Annotated in this window: 24 protein-coding genes; 16 read left to right on the top strand and 8 right to left on the bottom strand. The window is 60.8% G+C overall.

All coding sequences use genetic code 11. From position 1 onward, the window contains the following. Positions 1-290: 290 nt before the first annotated feature. Entirely contained in the window at positions 291-635 is a 345-nt protein-coding gene (locus tag E5Z01_RS15155) for a hypothetical protein (protein ID WP_135230130.1), read from the top strand. 16 nt (positions 636-651) lie between these two features. Here E5Z01_RS15155 and E5Z01_RS15150 read toward each other — a convergent pair whose 3' ends face one another. Further along, the gene (locus E5Z01_RS15150; RefSeq protein WP_135230129.1) at positions 652-939 is read right to left on the bottom strand and encodes a hypothetical protein; all 288 of its coding nucleotides are present in this window, start codon (positions 937-939) and stop codon (positions 652-654) included. 67 nt (positions 940-1,006) lie between these two features. On the opposite strand from E5Z01_RS15150, the gene lexA reads away from it, so the two are divergent. The 3 genes from lexA to E5Z01_RS15135 all read left to right on the top strand — a co-directional run bounded on the left by lexA (position 1,007) and on the right by E5Z01_RS15135 (position 3,779). After that, positions 1,007-1,657: a transcriptional repressor LexA gene (gene lexA / locus E5Z01_RS15145; RefSeq protein ID WP_135230128.1), complete on the top strand. Its 651-nt coding sequence runs from the start codon at positions 1,007-1,009 to the stop codon at positions 1,655-1,657. Positions 1,658-1,802: 145 nt separating this feature from the next. Next, on the top strand, positions 1,803-2,168 hold the full coding sequence (locus E5Z01_RS15140; RefSeq protein ID WP_135230127.1) for a hypothetical protein: 366 nt from the start codon (positions 1,803-1,805) through the stop codon (positions 2,166-2,168). 192 nt (positions 2,169-2,360) lie between these two features. Continuing rightward, entirely contained in the window at positions 2,361-3,779 is a 1,419-nt protein-coding gene (locus E5Z01_RS15135) for a hypothetical protein (protein ID WP_135230126.1), read from the top strand. Between the two features lie 340 nt (positions 3,780-4,119). On the opposite strand, the gene E5Z01_RS15130 is transcribed toward E5Z01_RS15135, so the two are convergent. Then, positions 4,120-4,680, bottom strand: coding sequence for a hypothetical protein (locus E5Z01_RS15130; protein ID WP_135230125.1), 561 nt, complete (start codon positions 4,678-4,680; stop codon positions 4,120-4,122). Between the two features lie 12 nt (positions 4,681-4,692). Then, on the bottom strand, positions 4,693-5,022 hold the full coding sequence (locus tag E5Z01_RS15125) for a helix-turn-helix domain-containing protein (protein ID WP_135230124.1): 330 nt from the start codon (positions 5,020-5,022) through the stop codon (positions 4,693-4,695). A 308-nt stretch (positions 5,023-5,330) separates the two neighbouring features. Between E5Z01_RS15125 and E5Z01_RS15120 the strand changes: the two genes are divergently transcribed. Then, on the top strand, positions 5,331-6,251 hold the full coding sequence (locus E5Z01_RS15120) for a tyrosine-type recombinase/integrase (protein WP_135230123.1): 921 nt from the start codon (positions 5,331-5,333) through the stop codon (positions 6,249-6,251). A 134-nt stretch (positions 6,252-6,385) separates the two neighbouring features. Here E5Z01_RS15120 and E5Z01_RS15115 read toward each other — a convergent pair whose 3' ends face one another. Continuing rightward, positions 6,386-7,132, bottom strand: coding sequence for a hypothetical protein (locus E5Z01_RS15115; protein WP_135230122.1), 747 nt, complete (start codon positions 7,130-7,132; stop codon positions 6,386-6,388). A gap of 99 nt (positions 7,133-7,231) precedes the next feature. Between E5Z01_RS15115 and E5Z01_RS20250 the strand changes: the two genes are divergently transcribed. The 5 genes from E5Z01_RS20250 (at position 7,232) to E5Z01_RS15095 (ending at position 11,500) form a co-directional block, all read left to right on the top strand. Further along, on the top strand, positions 7,232-7,321 hold the full coding sequence (locus E5Z01_RS20250; RefSeq protein WP_167757958.1) for a ParA family protein: 90 nt from the start codon (positions 7,232-7,234) through the stop codon (positions 7,319-7,321). A gap of 288 nt (positions 7,322-7,609) precedes the next feature. Beyond that, complete coding sequence (locus E5Z01_RS15110; protein WP_135230121.1) at positions 7,610-8,572, top strand: nSTAND1 domain-containing NTPase; 963 nt, start codon at positions 7,610-7,612, stop codon at positions 8,570-8,572. Between the two features lie 71 nt (positions 8,573-8,643). Continuing rightward, complete coding sequence (locus E5Z01_RS15105) at positions 8,644-9,351, top strand: TolC family protein (protein WP_167757957.1); 708 nt, start codon at positions 8,644-8,646, stop codon at positions 9,349-9,351. Between the two features lie 3 nt (positions 9,352-9,354). After that, complete coding sequence (locus E5Z01_RS15100; protein ID WP_135230119.1) at positions 9,355-11,052, top strand: metal-dependent hydrolase; 1,698 nt, start codon at positions 9,355-9,357, stop codon at positions 11,050-11,052. Then, positions 11,039-11,500 carry a prepilin-type N-terminal cleavage/methylation domain-containing protein gene (locus tag E5Z01_RS15095; RefSeq protein ID WP_240738481.1) on the top strand — a complete coding sequence of 154 codons (462 nt, stop codon included), beginning with the start codon at positions 11,039-11,041 and terminating at the stop codon, positions 11,498-11,500. Before E5Z01_RS15100 ends, E5Z01_RS15095 begins: the two co-directional genes overlap by 14 nt. A 139-nt stretch (positions 11,501-11,639) precedes the next feature. Here the strand turns inward: E5Z01_RS15095 and E5Z01_RS15090 are convergent, their stop codons facing one another. From E5Z01_RS15090 to E5Z01_RS15080, 3 genes are read right to left on the bottom strand one after another with little or no spacing between them, the layout of a single operon-like run. Continuing rightward, entirely contained in the window at positions 11,640-11,969 is a 330-nt protein-coding gene (locus E5Z01_RS15090) for a hypothetical protein (protein WP_135230117.1), read from the bottom strand. Continuing rightward, positions 11,966-12,568 (bottom strand): AAA family ATPase, encoded by a 603-nt coding sequence (locus E5Z01_RS15085; protein WP_135230116.1) that lies wholly within the window; start codon positions 12,566-12,568, stop codon positions 11,966-11,968. Before E5Z01_RS15085 ends, E5Z01_RS15090 begins: the two co-directional genes overlap by 4 nt. Further along, positions 12,565-12,780 (bottom strand): helix-turn-helix domain-containing protein, encoded by a 216-nt coding sequence (locus E5Z01_RS15080; RefSeq protein WP_135230115.1) that lies wholly within the window; start codon positions 12,778-12,780, stop codon positions 12,565-12,567. Before E5Z01_RS15080 ends, E5Z01_RS15085 begins: the two co-directional genes overlap by 4 nt. 275 nt (positions 12,781-13,055) lie before the next feature. On the opposite strand from E5Z01_RS15080, the gene E5Z01_RS15075 reads away from it, so the two are divergent. The 4 genes from E5Z01_RS15075 (at position 13,056) to E5Z01_RS15060 (ending at position 17,160) form a co-directional block, all read left to right on the top strand. Next, positions 13,056-14,168 carry a nuclease A inhibitor family protein gene (locus E5Z01_RS15075; RefSeq protein ID WP_135230114.1) on the top strand — a complete coding sequence of 371 codons (1,113 nt, stop codon included), beginning with the start codon at positions 13,056-13,058 and terminating at the stop codon, positions 14,166-14,168. A 70-nt stretch (positions 14,169-14,238) separates the two neighbouring features. Further along, the gene (locus E5Z01_RS15070; protein WP_135230113.1) at positions 14,239-16,269 is read left to right on the top strand and encodes a nuclease A inhibitor family protein; all 2,031 of its coding nucleotides are present in this window, start codon (positions 14,239-14,241) and stop codon (positions 16,267-16,269) included. Positions 16,270-16,403: 134 nt separating this feature from the next. Then, positions 16,404-16,718: an HNH endonuclease gene (locus tag E5Z01_RS15065; RefSeq protein ID WP_135230112.1), complete on the top strand. Its 315-nt coding sequence runs from the start codon at positions 16,404-16,406 to the stop codon at positions 16,716-16,718. A gap of 139 nt (positions 16,719-16,857) precedes the next feature. Then, complete coding sequence (locus E5Z01_RS15060; RefSeq protein ID WP_205750501.1) at positions 16,858-17,160, top strand: DUF1016 N-terminal domain-containing protein; 303 nt, start codon at positions 16,858-16,860, stop codon at positions 17,158-17,160. A gap of 35 nt (positions 17,161-17,195) precedes the next feature. Here the strand turns inward: E5Z01_RS15060 and E5Z01_RS15055 are convergent, their stop codons facing one another. Continuing rightward, positions 17,196-17,879, bottom strand: coding sequence for a hypothetical protein (locus E5Z01_RS15055; protein WP_135230111.1), 684 nt, complete (start codon positions 17,877-17,879; stop codon positions 17,196-17,198). Between the two features lie 634 nt (positions 17,880-18,513). Between E5Z01_RS15055 and E5Z01_RS15050 the strand changes: the two genes are divergently transcribed. Next, positions 18,514-18,966, top strand: a complete 453-nt coding sequence (locus E5Z01_RS15050) for a DUF6884 domain-containing protein (RefSeq protein ID WP_135230110.1) — start codon at positions 18,514-18,516, stop codon at positions 18,964-18,966. Continuing rightward, positions 18,963-19,640, top strand: a complete 678-nt coding sequence (locus tag E5Z01_RS15045) for a GIY-YIG domain-containing protein (RefSeq protein ID WP_205750500.1) — start codon at positions 18,963-18,965, stop codon at positions 19,638-19,640. The genes E5Z01_RS15050 and E5Z01_RS15045 overlap by 4 nt, the downstream gene beginning before the upstream one ends. The last annotated feature ends 59 nt before the right edge of the window (positions 19,641-19,699 follow it).

Here is a 19,699-nt window from a genome sequence, read left to right as displayed (position 1 = left end):
GCGCTGGCACGCAAATTACTATGCGTGGGCTTTGCGGTGGTCAAGTCAGGGAAGCCCTACGACCCGCTGTATGTGCGGCTTTCCAGCGAGACTTGACGGGCCGGGCAAAAAACAATATCTACAATTTTGCGCCAATCGTGTAATCAGGCCACGTGCGCCACCGTCTCATTCCCGACGGTCGCACCTGTCTTACTTGCACCCCAGCCTTAAACTGAATTTCTAAACTCACCCCACCCGCGCCCCCACTTCCCAGGGAGGAAGCCCGCGCCCGTGCAGGTGCAGGAGGTCTTATGAACCGTCCCGCCCTGTTTTTTTTGGCCCTTGCTCTCGCCAGTTGCTCGACGCCCAGGACGCCGACGCCCGCACCCGTGCTGCGGCTGGAACGCCTGGATGCCATGCATGTCACCGCCACCCTCTCACCGCCCCCGGTGTCCGGGTACTGGAGATTGCACCTGTCCGCCGAATGTGGCGCGAGTGATGGCCCGGCCACGGGCGGGGAGTGGCCGGAAACGGGAGTGGTCACGGTCATGGCAGGCCGGGGAGATCTGTTCACCGCTGTGGTGCTCACCCGTGAAGGACGCCAGGTGACGGTGTCAGACTGTGTTCCTGAAGTGGCGTGGAATCAGGCGGACTGACCATTTTCTGCGCCGTTCACTCGTCCCAGAGGGTCGCCCAGAAGTGGGCGAGGTTGTCCTGCACGTCCCCGCCACTCACCGTTCCCCAGTTCCCTTTCAGTTCCAGGCGGCACCCGCCGCGCTGCCAGCCCCGACGGCGCAGACTGACCCCCGCGCCGTACTCGTGCCTGACGTGGTCGGCCAGTCGTCTCAGGGCGCTCTGGCGCACTTCCAGGTGGGGGGGCAGCCACACCAGCAGCAGTGGGGCAGGAAAGGCGGGTGGCGGGGCTGTCCACTTGCCGGGGGCTTGAATGTCACGTGACATGGTGGCAGTATAAGCCTACTCTCTAATTCATATTCGACAGAATCCCGGAGAGGAAAGGAGAACGCCCATGCCCCCCCGCCTTACGCCGCTGCGCCGCGAGATACTGCAAACGCTGGCCCGCCTGACCCGCGAGCAGGGCCGCCCGCCCAGCGCCGCCGAACTGGCCGCCGCCTGCGGCGTCACGCCCGCCACCATGTCGTTTCACCTGAATTACCTGCTGGGCCACGCTTACGTCTCCCGGCCCACTCCACGCGGTGCCCTGCAACTCACGCCGAAGGCACTGCAACTGGTGCAGGTGGGCATTCCAGTCTTCGGCGAGATTGCCGCCGGGCCGCCCAGCCTGGCCGAGCAGTCCCCCGAGCACGTCACGCCCAGCCTCGACGCGCTGCTGGGCGTTCAGGAGGACGACTTCATGCTGCGGGTGCGCGGCAGCAGCATGGTGGGCATCGGCGTCATGGACGGCGATTACGTGGTGGTCAGGCCCACCCAGGAGGTGCTCGACGGTGAAGTGGCCGTGGTGCTGCTTCCCTCCGAGAATGCGGCCACCTTGAAGCGCATCTATCACTTCGGGGATGAAGTGACCTTGATCGCCGAGAACCCCGATTTCCCGCGCCTGACCCTGCCCGCCGCCGACGTGCAAATTCAGGGCCGCATGATCGGCAAGGTGGGCCTGGGCGTGCCCCGCAGCAGTTACGCCGCTGGCACCACGTCCGGCTGATCTTTTTCCCCACTCTTTTCTTCCCTTTCCCACAGTCCTTACGCGGTCAGCGTGACTGCCCCCTGTGCGAAGCGGCTCCCTTCTCGCCTGTGCGAAAGGTTGCTGCCCCGCAGCCTTCGCCTGTTCCCTTCAGGAGGCTTTCCCCATGCCCACCCACCCGCAAGTGCTGAAGTTCCAGCAGGTGTCCAGCAGTCTGCTCAGCGCCCTGGACGCCCAGCAGCAGGCCAGGGCTGCTTACGACCAGGCCCGCGACCAGTACGACGACCAGCGCCAGCACCTCATCCTGACTGGCCTGAGCGGCCTCAGGGAACGCTGCCCAGCCGAGGAACGCGAAGCCCACCTGGCCAGCGCCCTGAAGCCCCACACGGCGGCCCTGCGGGAAGCGCGAGACGCCCTGCGCCGGGCCGATACCGAACTGGAAGCCGCCCGCGTGCAGGAACGCGCCGAACGCGAAACCCTGCGCAGCCTGCAACGCGACTGGGAAGTTCAGGCCAGCACAAGGGTCGTCTGAGGTATGCCCCGTCCTGATCGCCATAGGGACGGCTCGAACCTTCCTTCTGTCTGGAAATGGTGTAAAGTCACACAAAAGCGAAAGCTCCCTTTCGGGAGCGTTCCACTTGACCGCGAAGTTCACGCAAGACGTTTGGCGACCTCTAGCGTACAACTTCAATCCCAGCGGCTCAAGTGCTGGAGATTTGTTTGTATGCAAGGGGACAACTCAACCGCCCGCTTCCTGGCACGCTTCGAGGCGTCCCAGCGGGCCAAGGGCCGCGATATAGGCCCACTATTTAGCCTTTCGTCAGATTCGCCATCGCCGACGCCCACCACGCGCCGCGAATTTGGCGAGTTCCCAGCCTGCCGCACGGTGCAGGAAATCATTAAGGAAAATCAGGCCAGCAGGCCCGCGCCTATTCAAATCACCGCCGCCGAACGCTTTGCCGAGTTCATGCCACCGCTCATCCGAGCCGAACGGGAATACCGCTTCAACGTGTCGGACACCCTCACGGCCTGCCTGGACACCGCCGAGTGCCCCCGGCTGGCCCGCCGAATGTTCCGCCTGCTGCACGAACTGGCCTTAATCAGCATCCGGGCGCGTGGCCTGCCTTCCGCTGGCCTCACCGTGGGCGTGTACCACCTGCCGCTGGAACTGCTGGCCGCGCACTTCCGGGTCGACCGCACGACCATCTGGCGCAACCTGCAACCGCTGGTCAGTGCCGGAGTGCTCGACGCCCGCGACCATTACGGCAGGCTCAAGGGTCAGACCGCCGTGACCGGCAAGGTATGGGCGGTGAGCATCAATCCAGAGCGCCAGCTTTCAGGCCACGCCGAACCGGTGAAGGTTCGCCACCATGACCTGACGGCCCCCTGGCGCAACCTGGATGCCGACACCGAAAGTGGGCGCACGGTCTGGAACCTGACCCGCACCGAGGAGCAGAAAGCAGCCTACAAGGCTCAGCGGGAAGCCAAGGCAGAGGAGAGGGCCGAGGCACGGGCGCGGGCGCAGGAAAGGGCCAAAGAGCGCCAAGCAGCCAAAGAGCGGGGCGAGAAGCCCCTCACCGGCCGGAAGGCCGCGACGGAAAATGCCGCCAAAACCCGCGCCGAGAATCCCCGCCCCACACGGAGGAAATCAGAGATGCAACAGTCAATGAATAGCCTAAAGGCAGTAGAAAAGCAGGAACTTATAAAGTGGGTGTTAGATGGTTTTACTACATCCACTGACGTTACCTTGACTGTTGCAACCGCCATTTCGCACGGCCTCGACGTGATTTTTACCCTTCCGTCACTCGCGGGCCTGCCGAGGCAGCGTAGAAACGCCGAGGTCGAGAAAACTGCTCGCGCTCTTGCGGCCACGTTCGAGGACACGGCCAACACCCGTTTTTGGTGCTGGCTGGTGTGGCAACTGATCCGGGGAGCCGATCAGGGCCAGAACTACGCCGACGATGTAGCACACCTGCTGGCCCGCGTCCTGCACGACATCAAGCACGACGAAAGCATGTACTCCCGAAGTCAGAAAAAGCCCGCCGCCCTGGTGGTCGCGAAACTGAAGGCGTGCGGCATCTATGACGCTTTGAAGCTGCTGGCCCCCACCCGTGCAGGGGGAAGGCCCAAGGCCCAAGCCTGACCTAATCCCAAACTGACAGCACCACCCGCCAACCGCGACGGCCCAGGCCGGACGTGGACGACCTGGCGCACCCCAAATCCGTGTGTTGCAACATACGGTAATTTGTCGTGCCAGTGCGGGAAAAGTCATGTATTGCAACATACGAAAAATGAGACAGGGAGCGCCGCAGGCCGTGAACTGGACAACTGCCGTGGCCGCCTGTTGCCAGAAAAACAGCCTCACAGGAAGGCCTTGGAGATGCATTTAAATTTGGTTGAGGGTTAAATACCCGCCTCTTAAATGTTATTCTGGATAAATTTGGCAATTTGGCACTAGTGAGTGATAAAAATCATACTTTCTTTTAATCTTTCCGGAATGCGATGAAATCTTCCGACGAGCCAATTGTTCCATCTGGGAAAATAACCCTGCTTATCGAACTCGTCCTATAGGGTGAAGGATATTGACTCAAAGTGATGGATGATGGGTATTGAGCGTTATCACGAGTAGGGGCTATATATTTTTGTTCTGGTGTTGGAACATCTTTGCCTTTTGAAATATGTATAATTTTCTTGGCAAGAGAAAAATCTACCTTATTAACTTCATATATTAATCTAAGCAAGCTCTTATAATCAGATGTAAATTGATCTCGATGTTTGTTGTATAATTCTATGGCTTCCTGGGCAACAGCATTAGAAACACTGACACTTAAAATATCGTGATATCTGATAATCTCTTCAAATATTTCCCGAAACTCAATTGTATTCTTCCTGGCAAGCCTGCCGTAAGGATACTTCATTAATTTTTGGTTAAAACTTACTACTGCGTGATCACGTCTCAGGCAAACTAGAAATAAATTATCGAATTCGCTTAGTTCGATTGGATTTTGCAAAGTGTACTCATCAAAATATGAAGCGAAGTTCATTAGGACACTTCCTTACCGTGTGGATTTCCCGAAAATGTTGCCCAGTCCCCACCGATCAGCGAGTGACTTCTTCTTCTCTTCCTGGTGCTGCTCAGCGGCTGCCTTCGCGGCCTGCGCTCTGGCCTGGTTCCCCATTTCCATGCTGGCGGCCACCGCGCCGGGCGTGGCGGACTTCTCCAGCAGCTTCACCAGTGAGTCCCGTGTGATTCGCATGGTGCGCTTCGCCGGGTAGACCTTCGCCAGTTCCCCTGACTCGATCAGACGTCGCACGGTGGACTGACTCACGCTGAGGTGAGCCGCGACTTCCGCTGTGCTGAACAGGTGCTGATCTGGCAGGGTCATGGTGCAGTCATTCTAGAGAATTCCTGAATACTCCTGGCTATTCAGGACAACTGTTCTCTCGCCAGCCCACCCGCCTCAAACCCCTATATTTCACGCAAGAACGCTATATTTCACGCAAAAAGAGGTGCGGGTGAACCCATCGCCGGGGCGCACTGCGGCGGCATTTCTGCGACTGACACGTTGAAACTAGGCGGTCAGGCTCTGATTACTTAATTGCGTGAAATAACTATTTCACGTAAAATTGAGTCGAATCACCTGCCCTGAACCTGAGGCGGGCCACTACTCACCGGGTGGTGTCGAGGAGCCACATGAACCACGTCGAAGCCTTCCGTCATTACCTCGAAATTGAGGAACGCCGCACGCCGCAAACCGTCCGGGCATACCTCGCCGACGTGCGAATGCTTCGCGCGTACCTTGACGGCGATGGGCAACCCCAGCACCAGAGGGGCCGTGACTGGGAACAGATCAGCGCCGCCGACCTACGCGGATTCCTGGCCCAGAGCAGGCCGAAACCTCACCGGGTTCACCGCCTGATTGCCAGTTGGTCGAAGTTCTGGGCGTTCCTGCGCGACGTGCAGCACCTGAGCGTGCAGAATCCCCCCGGCGAACTGAAGCGGCCCAAGCTGCCCGGCAGGTTGCCGAAGTACCTGGAAACGCCCGACATTGCCAAGTTGCTCGACGCGGCCCACCGGGACAGCAACCCCAACCGGGGCCTGCGAAACTGGGCGCTGCTGGCCTTCCTGTACGGCACCGGGGCACGAATTTCGGAAGTGGTGGGCCTGACCTTCGACAGAATCAGTTACGTGGACGGCCTGCCTTCCAGCATCCGCGTGATCGGCAAGGGCGACAAGGAGCGCACCGTTCCCCTGTCCCCCACCGCTCAGCGGGCGCTGGTGCAGTGGTTAAAGGTGCGCCGGACGGAAGGCCACCCCACCAGCCGTTACGTCTGGTCTTACCTCACCGGAAAGCACCGGGGCGAACCGCTGGCCGTGCGCACCGTGCAGGCCATGACCACCAGCGCGGCGAAACGTGCCGGACTTGACCCGGCGAAAGTTTCACCGCACAAAATGCGTCACTCCTACGCCACCGCCCTGGTCGAGCAGGGCCGCAGCCTGCACGAGATCGGCACCATCCTGGGCCACGAGAACCCCGCCACCACCGCTATTTACGGGAGGGTCAAAGCGCGGCAGTTGGAACAGGCAGCAAGTGCCTTGCCGGACGTGCTGTGAAAGGCAGTTATGGTGCACCCAACAGCGGCCTTCGAGTTCGAGTGGAACGCCGTGAAAGCGCGGCAGGGCATGAAGTCCTAAAGCCTGCTGGTTAGTCTCGTTACGTGCCCCACTGGGGCGTAGCTAGAGATTGCCTACTGTTTCGGTGCCTTGACCGGGCTGCCGTTTGGTTGGCTCGATAGCCATAATTGAACCTGACTTGGAAGATTGAAGTTGACATTATACCAAATCTTTTTATTACTATCATATAGGCTAATTACAAATGGTTTCTTGGGATCGTAGGATATACTTGTGGCGGCTTTCCCGCCTGCAACGAACCACTCCTTCATTTTGCCATTTTGAATAAAAGCAACGGCACCTTCGTCCATGCTAAGAGGAGTAATGGTCTTTTTATTGGGTATTAAGGCAAAGCTTGTACTCAGGCCGCTATCAAAGGTTTTGATAATAAAGTAATGTGTATTCTCCTCATTCCAAATATTCCCCTCGTATTCAAGTCCCATAGGGTAATCATTGTCATACATTTTGGTCAATATATTGCCTTTGTCTGCAATATCATTAATCACTTTGGAAGTGGACATGGTCAGCTTCCCTCCACTACAGTCGAGCTTCAACCCCTTGACTGTGAGGATCGGTGGATTCTCTTTGAAAGTACCACCAACTGCTTTTGCCCAGGCGGAGAGGTTCTTTGCATCATATTGTTCAGGGTTGCAAGAAAATTTGAGAGGAATCTTTTGACTTGGCTCTGGAAATTTAGCTGGTGTAGACCCTGTAAAATCCGTGTAATTAAATCCGACCCGCAATTTGCTGAAGGGAGCTTCCTGCGCTGAGGCTATTCCAGTCAGTAGAGCCGCCACCGATGTAATCGCTATAATTCTTTTCATGATACACACATCCTATGGCGAGTAATCATACAATTTTGTGACTAAAACATGATGGCCCCTTTAGATGAACGGCAGGTACAGATGAGTCGTCTGCATTCGATGTCCCGTCTGGAAATTTCTACCGTGGAGCAGATGGGGCGGCGGATGCTGCTGATCGACCTCGACCCGCAGGCAAGCCTGACCAAGTAGCTGAGCGTGCGGGCAAGCGGGGAAGGGAGACAGTGTTCCCAATGGCCGTGGAGAGTCAGCCGCTGCACGCGCCACGTGAAGTATTCGGAATGCAATGACCCGTAGAGCTGGGTTTTTCACTGTAAAGGTTTCTGGGCAGATTCCAGACCAGCGCATTCTGGGGTTGTTTTTTAGCACGTCGATGAAGGTGGTCAAAAATTACATGGTAAGTCAAAATCTAGGGCGTAACCCGCAACCGCAGCGGTCCAAGGGAGGGAAGCAGGTTCCGGCTGACACTGGAGGTTTCCTATGTCTGCCCCTGCCCCTACCGTCCCGCCCCCTGTTCCCATTCCAGAAACGTTCTTTGGTCGTCAGTCCGAGGGCCGCGCCGTCATTCTTTCGGCCCGCGCTGGGCGCTCCGTCGTCCTGGTCGCGCCCACCGGGTACGGCAAAAGCGCCCTACTGCGTGAACTCGCCCCAGCCCTGGAGCAACTCGCCGCCACCGTCACCGTCCCCAAGGTTGCGCCGTTCGGCACGTTTCTTGTTGACCTGGCGGAACAACTGGCCGCCGTGCCTGACTTCCGTTTGCCGGAATCGAAGCACCCGGATAAGAAACCCCTCGACGCCTGGAAGTCAGCGCACAAGGGTACCGACGCCCGCGCCCGGTCACTCGTTGCGGCCCTGCGCGAGTACACCCAGGGCGGCACCGCCGCGCCGGTGGTGCTGGTGGACGACTGCACCGGAATCACTCAGTCAATGGTGCCGCACATGCTGGCCCTGGCTGAAGTCTGTTCCCTGGTGGTGGCCGTGCAGCCGGACACCATGCGGAAGGCTGGCCTCTCGCGCTTCTGGGGCAAGTGTGACCGGGTAGACCTGAACCCCCTTGACCGGGCCGAAGCGCGGGAACTGGTGGACGCCCTGACCGTGAAGTACAACATCGTGGCCGAGGACATGGGCGCGTACAAGAACCGTGTTCTGTCGCTTGCTGAAGGCATTCCCGGCGAGGCCGAGCGGCTGGTCAGGTACGTCAGCACTCACGATCTGGTGAAACCGTCCGACATCGGCAGTTCGTTCGCGCAGCAGGCCGCACAGCGCGAGGAACGCGGTATTGCCCTCGCGCCCGTGCTGCTGGTGCTGAGTGGTGTCGCCATGATTACCAAATACGTCGGCCTGGCGCGTGGGGAAATGGATATGTACCTGATGGGCGGCGTGGGCATCGCTGTTTCTATGGTGGCGCTGCCGTTCCTGCGAAAGCTGGTGATGGTCAGGTGACACCGAAAAAGACAGACTGGCTTACTCCCGTCGAGCAGTTCTCACCGTTCGCCGCTTCCAGGTTCCGCCTGTTGTTCAGTAAGACAGGGCTGGCCGTGCTGCTGGCGCTGGTGGTGCTGGGTCTGGCCTCGCAGGTCAAAGCTCAGGAACCCGGCCCGAACATCCTTACGACTGCTCAGGTGCAGGTGTTCGACCAGCTTGTTTTTCAGGCCAAGAAGGTAGATCCGGCCCTTCTCGCGGCCAACGCCCAGGACGCGCAGAAACGGGCAGAACTGTCGCCCCTGTCGGCCCTGAACGTCAGCGCCGGGGCCAGTGTGGGAACTACTCTGAGCAGTTCAAACGGATTCGATCAGGTCAACCCCGGCGTCCGGCTCTCTGCTTCCGTTGATCTGAACCGACTGGCCGGAAGTTTCAGCAAATCGAACCGCGCCCAGTTGGACGCCCTGACCGCCTCGACCAGTGCGGCAGGCCGTGACCTGCGCGTGCGGGTACTCCAGGCTTACACCGCTTACCTCAGTGCCATTCGCGCGGCTGGGACGGCTTCGGATTCGCTGGAAGTGGCACGGGCCGCACTGAGGCAGGCTCAGGCCCGCGCCGCTGCGGGCGCGGCCACGGGCGTCGATGTCCTGAAATCCGCCCAGGTGCAGAACTCGGCAGATGCCGCCCTGTACGACGCTAACCTTCGTTTAGCGGTTGCCAAACAGCAGCTTTCCGCCCTGACCGGGCTGAACCTGGGCGAACTGGACAGCGTTCTTTCAGGCGTCAAACCCAGGCCATAAGCCATGCAGGCCGGGACGCACATTGCAGGCGCGGCCCTGACCGCTGCTGTCCTGCGCGGTTTCGGCGTGGAGATCGGCCCGCCCGAAGTCCTGGCCCTGGTCGTGGGGAGCTTACTTCCTGACATCGATACGACGACCAGCGGCACAGGCCGCTTCGTCAAACCCCTGTCCAGGCTGATCGAAACGAAGTTTGGACACCGCACCCTGACGCATTCCCTCCTGTTCACGGTGTTGTTCTCGGCGATCTGGTGGCCGCTGTCGCCCAGCCTGGCGACAGCGTTCTTCTGGGGCATCATGTCTCACTTGCTTTTAGACACCCTGAACGTAAACGGTGTGCCGCTGCTGTGGCCGTCCAGACTCATGTTCTGGTTCTGGCCGCGCCGTTCCATGCGGATCAAGTACGGCAGCAGCGGTGAAACGTCGGTGGCCCTGGTCTGTGCCGTGGTGGCCCTGGTGCTGTGGCCCATCGGCACGGACGGCTTCAACAGTGCCTTTCGCCGTCTGGTCGCCAGCCCGGAAACGGCAGTGGCGGATTACATCGACATGCGCCAGGAGAGGGACGTGTGGGCCAGCCTCGAAGGGTTCAACAGCGAAACGCAGGAACCCATGAAGGGGAATTACCGCATTATCGAAGCCATTGGACGGAACGGCGTGCTGGTGGAAGATCAGGCCGGGAACGCCTATCAAGTCAGCAAATTTGGGCAAGTGGTGGCGTACAGAATCCGCGCCTACGGTGGTGCGCCGATTGTCTGGCGTGACTACCGCCTGGACGTGGGGAGCCGACTCCTGGGCGATGTTCTCACCGCGCTTCCGCCAGGCGCAACGAACGTTTATCTGACCGGAGTGCTGGAAATCTCCGGCGAGATCAACCCGCCCCCTGCTGAGGTGGGAACCTTCGCCCGTGTGTCCACCAGGCAGGGAACAGACAACATTCTGGAACTTCACGCCGCCCGCCCGGTGGACGTGCAGGCGCTCAGGAATGCGTACATTCGCACCGGGTCGGTGGTGGTGCGGGCCGAGTTCGCGCCGGGCAAGGAAGTGGACACCCTGCCCCTGACCGCCCAGGACGGCCCCACGCCCACCGTGCAGGCCATAAAAATAGAAGGCCTGCCCAGCATGGCGGGCCTGCTGGTGCAAACCGGGGACAGGGTTCTGGAGGGCGAACCGCTGGCCCGTTTTGTCAGGCCGCATGAGACGGCGGCGCTCGATGCCGATTTGAAAAGGAAGAAAACAGCCCTGCTGGACGCACAAAAGAAACTGGCTGGACTCGCGGAGCATTACCGGGCGCTCAAAGCTCCAGCACTCGCGGAGGTGCAGGCCGCCCGTGAGAATGTCACCCGCTTTGAGAAGCTGGTGGCCGCCGACGCCGCGACCCGCCTTGAACTGCTGGACGCCCAGCAGAAAGCCGCCCAGGCACAAAGCAAGCTGGATTCCATCGCCATGCAGCAGGCCCAGGCGACCACCGACGCCGAAGCACGGGCGCGGGCGCTCGCCCTGGACATCAAGACCCTCACGGCCAAACGGGACGCCACCACCGCCGCCCAGGTCGTCCGCTCACCCGTGGCCGGGGCGGTCGTGGAGATCAGGAACAAGGGCGCGACCGTTCACGGCCTGACCGTCGAGGTCGTCATTCTCTCGCGGGAACTGGGGCAAACGCCCGTACAATCCAAGCAGTCGGAGGTTGGAAGTGAAACGTTCTGAAGGTTTTACTATCGTTGAAATTCTCGTGGTCATCGCCATTATTGGCATTCTCGCCGGAATTTTCGGCTGGAACCTGCTGAGCAGTATTCGCCGGGCCGATCTGCGGGAAGCACAGGCCGCAGTGGCTACCGAACTCGCCCGCGCCCGGAGTAAGTCCCAGCGCAGCAGCGCCGACCAGGTTGTGACGTGGACGGGCACCACCCTCACGACTGGTACGATGACCATTACCGTGCCCAATGGCGCACGCATAGCGACTGCCGCGCCCACTACCAATTACACCTATACCGCCCCTTACGGCGAGTTCCTGGCCCCGACAGGACAGCCTACCGGGCTGATGTTGGAACTGATTGACCGGAGCGGGCAGTACCACACCGCCGTGCTCGCAATGGGGGTCACGGGAAAGGTGGTGCGCCGGGGCGTCATACGGGTCACTGAGCCTTTGAACTGAAAGGGGGCGTGGGCCTGCACCTGACCGTACCGTGGATGAGGCTCACTTAATGCAGTAATGCAGTATTTCCTTAAACACTTAGAAGCTGAATTGCGACGATCTGCAACGCAGGAATCCAGTCATTCAGCCCTGACTGACTTCAGTTCTTACTGATTGCAGTAAGTACGGCGTTCCTCACCGCAGTATCGGTGTGAAGCAGGGCCAGCAAAGCCCGCATCACCTCGCTGGCGTCCGCGTCGGCTTCCAGGGCGAAGCGTTTGAGGTTCTTGTGCTGCTCCGGTTCCAGGTCGAGGGTGTACCTGACCCGGCGCACGCGGGGCGGGGGCGGCAGGGGAGAGGCCACTTCCGAAGGTGCAGTGGGGGCCACCGGTATTTCCTCTATCGCGGCCTCGCTGGCGGTGCTGACTGGCTTCTCGCGGGTAGCTGCGGCCTTCATGCGGGACAGCACATCACTGGGTTTCTTTGTCATGGCTGTTTCACCTGGCCTTGCAGTTCGCGCAGGACTTCCTCGTACTCGCCCAGATCCCCGGTCAGCGATAACCCGAACCCGTTGGCGTACCCCTCACGCAGCGACACTTCGGCGTCCATGACGTTCAAGCCCAACTCAGTCAGCACCTCGCGGGCAGCTTTGCTGCTGCGCGTTCCTTTGCGCACGCGGGTCAGCAGGCAGCACATGGCCGGGTCGTGCAGGCCTTCCAGTTCCGCCAGCACTTCCAGCGTGGGGCGCAGGCGGTCTAAATCCATCAGCGAAGGGGGAATGGGGATCAGCACGATGTCCGCCGCGAGCATGGCCGAGCGGGTAATGGCGAGTTCGCCGGGGGGCGTATCAATCACCACGTGGGCGTACCCTTCAGCAAGCTGCGGCACCCGGCGGTTCAAGTCCTTGACCGGTGCAGCCACCACGGGCAGGGGAAAATCCCCGGCAGTTTCACTCCAGGACAAGGCTGATCCCTGGGGGTCGGCATCAATCAGCAGCGTGCGGCCCTGGATGGCCAGGGCGTTGGCGAGGTACACGGCGGTGGTGGTTTTTCCCGCTCCGCCTTTCAGGTTGGCGACGGTCAGCTTCATGCGCTTTTCTCCTGCTGGTCAAGCTGGGCATCCAGTAATTCCAGGCTGGCGTCACCCAGCAGGGTCAGCACCTGCTCACGGGGAACGCGCCAGGTGTCCCCGATGCGCACCCCCTGCATCTGTCCACTTCTGAGGCGGCGGCGAATGGTTTCCCCACTAAGTCGAAGCGTGGCGGCCAGTTCGTCCGGGGTGTAGAACAACCGATGTGGCATGTCTGCATTCTACGCACAGGATGCACGCTACGCAGCACACTGCACTGTTGATGTACTGAATGCAGTAATGCAGTTATTAAAGAATGCAGTATTTAAGTCGTTCATTCCTTACTGCACTCCGGCCACACTGGTCGACGGTCTTTGAAACCCGTCCACCATGCCACCACACATCCTGAGCAGATTATTTGTACACTGGGTGGTACAGCCCACGACCAGCAGAAGCCAAGGGAGGCCGAGCGGTGCGCAAGTAGATCAGTCCTGGGAGGGACTTCCTCATGCGTACCACCCTGAACCTGTCGGCCCTCTGTCTCACCGCCTGTCTCGTTTTGGCCTCGTGTGGTGGGGGCAGCACTCCACCCACCACCAACCCCACGCCGGACAGCGGCACCACCACGCCCGTCACGGGCGGCACCATTGCCCGCCCCGCCGATTCCACCGCTGCCAACGAATTCATCATCACGGGGGTTCGTGCCAAAGTCCTGGCCCAGTCCCTGGGTCTGGACGTGGGTGCGGCCCAGAACGTCATGGCCCGCACCGGCACCATGCAGGCCCAGGCAGCCACCGATGAAATGCGCGTGTTGCTTGCGGTGACCCGCAGCAAGTCCGGCGACAACGCCGGGAAGAAACGCGCCGTGGCAACCTTCGTGTGGGGCAACGACCAGGAGCAGGTCATCCCCATTGACGACAAGACCAAGGGCGTCACCCTGGACATCTACCCGGAAGCCGCACCGACCATGTTCCAGCGTTACGAAGGGAACCTGGACATGAAGGTGTCCTACCCTGACTTCCAGGCCAAGACCACCCGCAGCGGCGTGTACGTGAACGACAGCGGCAAGATGTGCGCCAAGCTGTCCTTCAACTTCACCACGAAGGAAAACGCCGCTGGCAGCATCCCGAACTACACGCCGCTGGTGTTCAACAACACCGCCGCACCGCTGGAAGTGTGCGAGGGCGTCGAGGAACGCAACGCCGAGAAGGTGGCCCTGGACAAAGCGTCCAAAGACCTCATGTTCGACTATCAGAGTGTCGGTGCAGCCCCCTTCACCTTTGTCAGCAAGGACGGCGTGACCGCCCTGCCCACCGACGCCGCCGGACTCGCTGCTGTGGCCGGAACCGACCCCGCCGCCACCGTCACCACGTCCACTCTCGCTGAGTTCTTCGCGCCGTTGACGGTGCTGCCCGCCGGGGACAGCAAGGACTGGACGACCGAACAGAAAGCGGAAGCGGCCCTGGCCCGCAAGTACGCCAGCTTACAGAAGCAATTCGGCTACTACTACCGTTCTGCGACGGTGTACACCGTGGCGACCAGCGCCGGGCGTGAAGACATCGTGCTGCTGGGCCTGAACGGCTGGGGCGTGGGGGGACTCAAGACCATTCGCTTCAAATAAGCCGCGTACTTCACTTCTTCCGAGAGAGCAAAAGGGCGGCCAGGTGCCGCCTTTTTGTTGAGAGGTCAACATGAAAAAACTACTGCTAGGCGCGGGTTTAATCCTGCTCAGTGCCTGCGGCAGTCCGTCCACACCAGCCCCGACAACCACGCCGACCAGCCCCACCACGCCGACCAGCCCGGCAGCCACCACGCCCGCCGACGCCCCGCCAGATGCCACCACCAGCCGTGAATTCACCTTTGACCGCAAGCAGAGCCGCGCCCTGGTGCAGTCACTCAATCTGCAACCGCTGGACGCTGTTGACCTGGGGAACCGCTTGCGGGTGGTGCTGTCGGTCACCCGTGCCAAGTCCGGGGCGAACATCGGCAAGAAACGCGCCAGTGCCACGTTCATCTGGGGCAACCAGACGGTGAACCTGTCCGGGGCGTACATCCTGGGATTGGGCAAGGTGGCTGAGCCGGGAACACTGGCGGCCTACAACGGGAAAATGAACCTGGCTGTGACGCCCCCGGATTACCAGGCGAAAGTCACCAGGAGCACGCCTTACAGCGCGGAACCGGGTGAACTGTGCGCCCGTTTGACTTTCAACCTGAAGGCCAGCGGGAACGTGTGGAGCAGCAACACGCCCATTGAAGTGTGCGAAGGGCCAGCGACCAGGGCACAGGAGGAAGCGCAGGTCAGCAAGGCCACGTCTGGAATGCTGTACACCTACGCCAGCCTGGCGAAATCCAAAGTCACGTTCACCCGCCTGAGGACGCAGGCGACCAGCTCCCCGAAACCCGTCGAGGTGCTGTCCCTGCTGGGCTTGCCCGGCAGTACGGTCATCAAAAGCGAGAGTGTCGTTGACTTCCTGCAACCGTTCTTTTACCAGTCCAGCGGCATGACTTACAGGGAAGCGTTGCAGTGGGACAAGCTCTACCACGTCATGCAGATGTTCTACCGGGACGTGAAAGTCTACCGCGTGCGGCTCAGTGACGAACGCGAGAAAATATTGATCCTGGGCTGGAACTCCTTTGGTGTGGCGGGCGTGCAGTTCTATCGCTTCTACCCGCCGGACGGTTCGCCTGACCCGGCGTATGGCGCGGCGAAAACATACCCGTCCCTCTGGCGTGACGGTGGGAGCGTGGTGGGCACCGTGCAGGTCGGCCCGCACGACCCGGCGGCGACCATCACCGGGCGGTACGCGGTGCGCTCTGGCACGACGTGCGAGGCGGGCGTGAACGTCACCCTGGATAAACAACTTCAGTACGACCAGACGTTTCTGGCTGACAAAGGCCAGAGCATCACGCAGTTCACCATCGAGGCCATGCCGGACGACGGGCAAGACGTGATCGTGGATTATGCCCTGACCATCTCTTACGGCGGCCAGTCGAAGACGTACACGGGCGTGGTGTGCGACATTCTCACGCCGCCCCCGCCACCCCCGCCGCCCAGCGTGGACGACGTGACCGCCTACCCCTACTTCTACAGCGATCCCAGATACTCCGAGCCGCCAGCAGGCGGCGGAGTTTCGCTGTACGGGTTCGACGGGAGCATTCCCATGTGGGGTTACACGGGCACCATGACGGCTTCCGGCATGTACACCATCGAGAACGCCCCGGAGTGCGGCGCAAGCAGCCGGGCCACCCTCAGCAGCGGGAATCTGGTTTACGAGGTGCTGGACTACGTGGAAATGGTCGGCTTCGGCCTGGCCGTGCCGCCTGCTGGACTGGAGAACCTCACAGCGTCGTCCAGGCTGGTCTACAGCGTCACCCTGACCGGCAAGGACGGGCCGCGCACTATGCAGGGCGCGAGGTGCATCGACTGGACAGACCCGCCCCCCCCGCCTGACCCTGTGGGGCCGTGGCAACCGCAGGAAGTCATGCAGGACGGCAGCATTCGCATTTTCGGCACGTCCCCCTCGCCTAACTCGTGGAACTTCCGCAGCGGAACCTTCTACTGGGTGGAGAACGGCCAGGCGTCCCTGCTGCCACACGAGAACCGGGACGGGTACCAACCCAGTCAGCCCGGCCTGTGGACGTACAACCTGAACTCAAGTCTGATTCTGGTTTACCCGCCTGCGGGCAGTGACGGCAGCGGAAGCCTCGAAATCAGGCCGTAAAGCTGCGGTATGAGCGCGGGCCGGGAAGTTGCCAGGGAAGGCACGCCCGGCCCGTTCTCGTGACCCCACCCGGCTCACAAGCGGCGGGCAACACGCCTTTCCTGGCGTTCAGGCAAATGCTCTAAACTTTCCTTATGCCAAAGGGCGGGCACTACGCCAAAACCAGGGACAGGCGCAGTGGGCGCAGGCGCTTGCTGCACCGTGTCCTGGCCGAGCAGACCCTGGGCCGCCCCCTGCTGGCCACGGAAATCGTTCACCACCGCGACGGTAACCCGCGCAACAACGCCCCCGAGAACCTGCTGGTGCTTCCCAGCCAGGCGTACCACGCGCACGTGGAAGCCCTACTCCGGCGCGAGAAAACGGGAATGCCCACCCTGTTCCCCGAACTGCTGCAAGAAATCAAAGCACAACGGCACGGCACGCTCTGGGACGGCATTTCCCTCCAGTGACCCGCCGCTCTACCCGGTGTCACTACACTGTGGTTCAATGCCCGCTTCCCTGCAACTCCCCGACGAGTACGCCGCACTCCTCAGCGCCTGAAAACCCAGATTAAAAGCGCCCAGATCAGAGCGGCCCTCAGCGTCAACCGTGAACTGGTACTGCTACTGGCACATCGGGCAAACCATCCTGGAGCGGCAAGACCAGCAAGGCTGGGGCGCAAAAGTGATCGAGCGGCTCTCGAAGGACTTGCAAGCCGAATTCCCCGACATGAAGGGATTCAGTCCCAGAAACCTCGGCCACATGAAGAAATTCGCCGAAACTTGCACTGACCTTCAATTTGTGCAGCAAGCTGCTGCCAAATTACCCCCCGAGTTGCAAGGGCAACTGCCCAGCATCGAGGAACTGGAAGCCGAACTGGAAGGGCCGGGGAAAGAAGCGCCGTCATCCTGACCAGCTTCGGGGCGCGGCCTACCCCGCCCACCTTTCTACCCCGTCAGCGCCGCCCTGCGGGGCAGGTGCCGCAGGTTGTCCGCCGGGGCCTTGTAGGCGTCCAGCGGGTCATCCGTGGGCGACAGCAGCGCCTGGGTGCCGTCCAGCACCAGCACCCGCATCCATTCCAGGTTCCACTTGACCCACTCCCCGACCCTCAGCGGCGGGTACTGGGGGCCTTGCTCTGCCTGGCGCGTTTCCGGCGGGTCAGGCAGCTTGATGTCGCTGCCATGCCGCATGGCGTGCACGAACAGCCCGGAAGGGCTACGGGCGGGCCGGGCGGTCTTGGCGAGAGTCACCAGGTCGTCCAGCACCTTCACCACCCGTTCCAGCGGGTTGCCGAAGCGCAGCACCGCCGTCACGGCACTGAAGGTCTTCACGCCCGCCGCCTGCGCCTTCTCGGTCAGGGTGTTCAGGTCGTCGGGACTGATGCTGTCCGTAAGGGGTAAAGGATTATTTGTAATTAATTCTCCCTTCTCCTTTAGGACAGTATCCGGCGCGGGGGAGGGTAGACCGTCAATGATCTGGCCTTCGGCGAAGATGCGGCGCACGGTGCGCGGGTGCATGTCCGGACAGGCCGCGTAAGCCTGGTCAGGCGTGGAAATGCCGTGCTGGGCGAGCAGGGTACGGGCCAGGTCGTAGGCGCTGGTGGCACCGGTCAGTTTGGTTTGTAGGGACATTTTGACAATTCCTCGTCTGTCCTGTAACTTTGAGGTGTTTCGTGCCTCGTGTTACAGGTCTAAAGTTCTTGAAAGTCCTCGCTCGCCAAAGCGGGGATTTTCTTATTGGGGCCGTCGGTCTGTCCGGCCTTGCCGAAAGCGTCACTGTGTTACATACGGGACAGCGTAGCACTTCTTGTGGGGCAGCATTTCGGCTCCAGGGCACCAGCGAACTGAACTGTACGGGGCGAACCCCCAATACCACTCCGAATTCAGTCTGGGCGGGCGATATCACCTACATCCCGACCAAAGAAGGCTGGTTATAAGTAGCTGGCGGGTGAAGAACAGGGTATGCCCTGTTCAAACCCCGACCGGAGGGAGAAGCCAAAAGTGGCTGGCGGGGGAAGTGGAGGGCATTCGGGCGCTTTCCCCGGAGGCCCGTAACTGTACCCGCTGGCCACTTAACTGCTCAGCACGTAAATCGAGGGAATTAGATAATAAATCGCATGATATTCATAGACAGCTTACGTAACTAAAATCTGCCTTCTCCTAAATTTTACCTAAACATTCTGTAAATGGATAACTCAATGTCGGTTTTTTGTCGTGTTCACCGTGCTGAGTAGTTACTGCCACAATTCATCAAACAGGAGCACCCATGCAAAACCATCCTCATACACTTGTCCTGGTCGGTTGTGTCAAGAAGAAGCAGGCCAGTGCTGCCCTGGCCGAGCAGCTCTACACCTCGCCCCTGTTTCGGAAACGGGCCGCCTTTGCGAAGCATTTTGGTGATGACTGGCTCATTCTTTCGGCCCTTCACGGGGTGGTTTCCCCGCAGCAGGAGCTGGCCCCGTATGACGTGACCCTCAACACTCTGGGCAAAGCTGAGCGCCGCCAGTGGGCCAAACAGGTTATGGCTCAGCTGGAACCTCACCTGCCCGGCGTAGGGCAGGTCATCCTGCTGGCCGGGGCGCGGTACAGCGAATTTCTTATAGCTCCGCTGGAAGGACGCGGCCTCACGGTGTCTCTTCCCCTGAAGAACATGCAGGGCGTCGGGCCGCAGCAGACCTGGCTGGCGCAGGCGGTGCGCAGCGGGAGCTGGTCAGCATGACCCGCGCCGCCGACCTGGCCCGTTTTTATGACCTGCTGGCCCAGCTAGAGGAGCAGTGTGGCGGCAAGCGGCTGCTGGGCGAGTGCCACGGGCGGCAAGAATGGCCCGAGCGTGGGATTTACTTTTTCTTCGAGCCGGGCGAGTACCGTCCGGATGGGGTGACGCCCCGCGTGGTTAGGGTGGGGGTCAATGCCATCAGCACTGGCAGTCAGAATTCCCTTTGGAAGCGGCTTTACGGCCACCGGGGCACCGCTCAGGGCAGCGGCAATCATCGCGGCTCCATTTTCCGTTTGCGGGTGGGTGAAGCGTTGCAAGCCCAGGCCGGAAACCGATGCTCCACCTGGGCACAGGGTTCCTCAGCGCCACGTGCCGTCCGCGAGGCCGAAGCAGAGTTCGAGCAGCAGGTCAGCCGCACGCTGGGGCAGTTCAGTGTGCTGTGGCTGGGCATCCCTGATGAACCAGGGCCGCAAAGTCAGCGAGCTTTGTTGGAACGGCAGTGTCTGGCGCTCCTGAGCCACGTTCACCCCGAAACCGACGCCCCTTCGCCTGGCTGGCTGGGCCACCACGCGCAGCGGGCCGAAATACGGGAAAGTGGCCTCTGGAACAGTGACCATGTTCGCGGTGAGTATGACCCGGCCTTTCTGGATGTGCTGGAAGGGCATATCTGTTCCTGAAATACTTCCCTGAAACGTAGAACTGAGGGGGACTCCATTTGAAACTCATTCGCAATCAA

The sequence above is a fragment of the Deinococcus fonticola genome (assembly GCF_004634215.1).
Taxonomy (GTDB): domain Bacteria; phylum Deinococcota; class Deinococci; order Deinococcales; family Deinococcaceae; genus Deinococcus; species Deinococcus fonticola.
The sequence above is the reverse complement of the archived record's forward strand: the minus strand, read 5'-3'. Positions and strand labels throughout refer to the sequence as shown.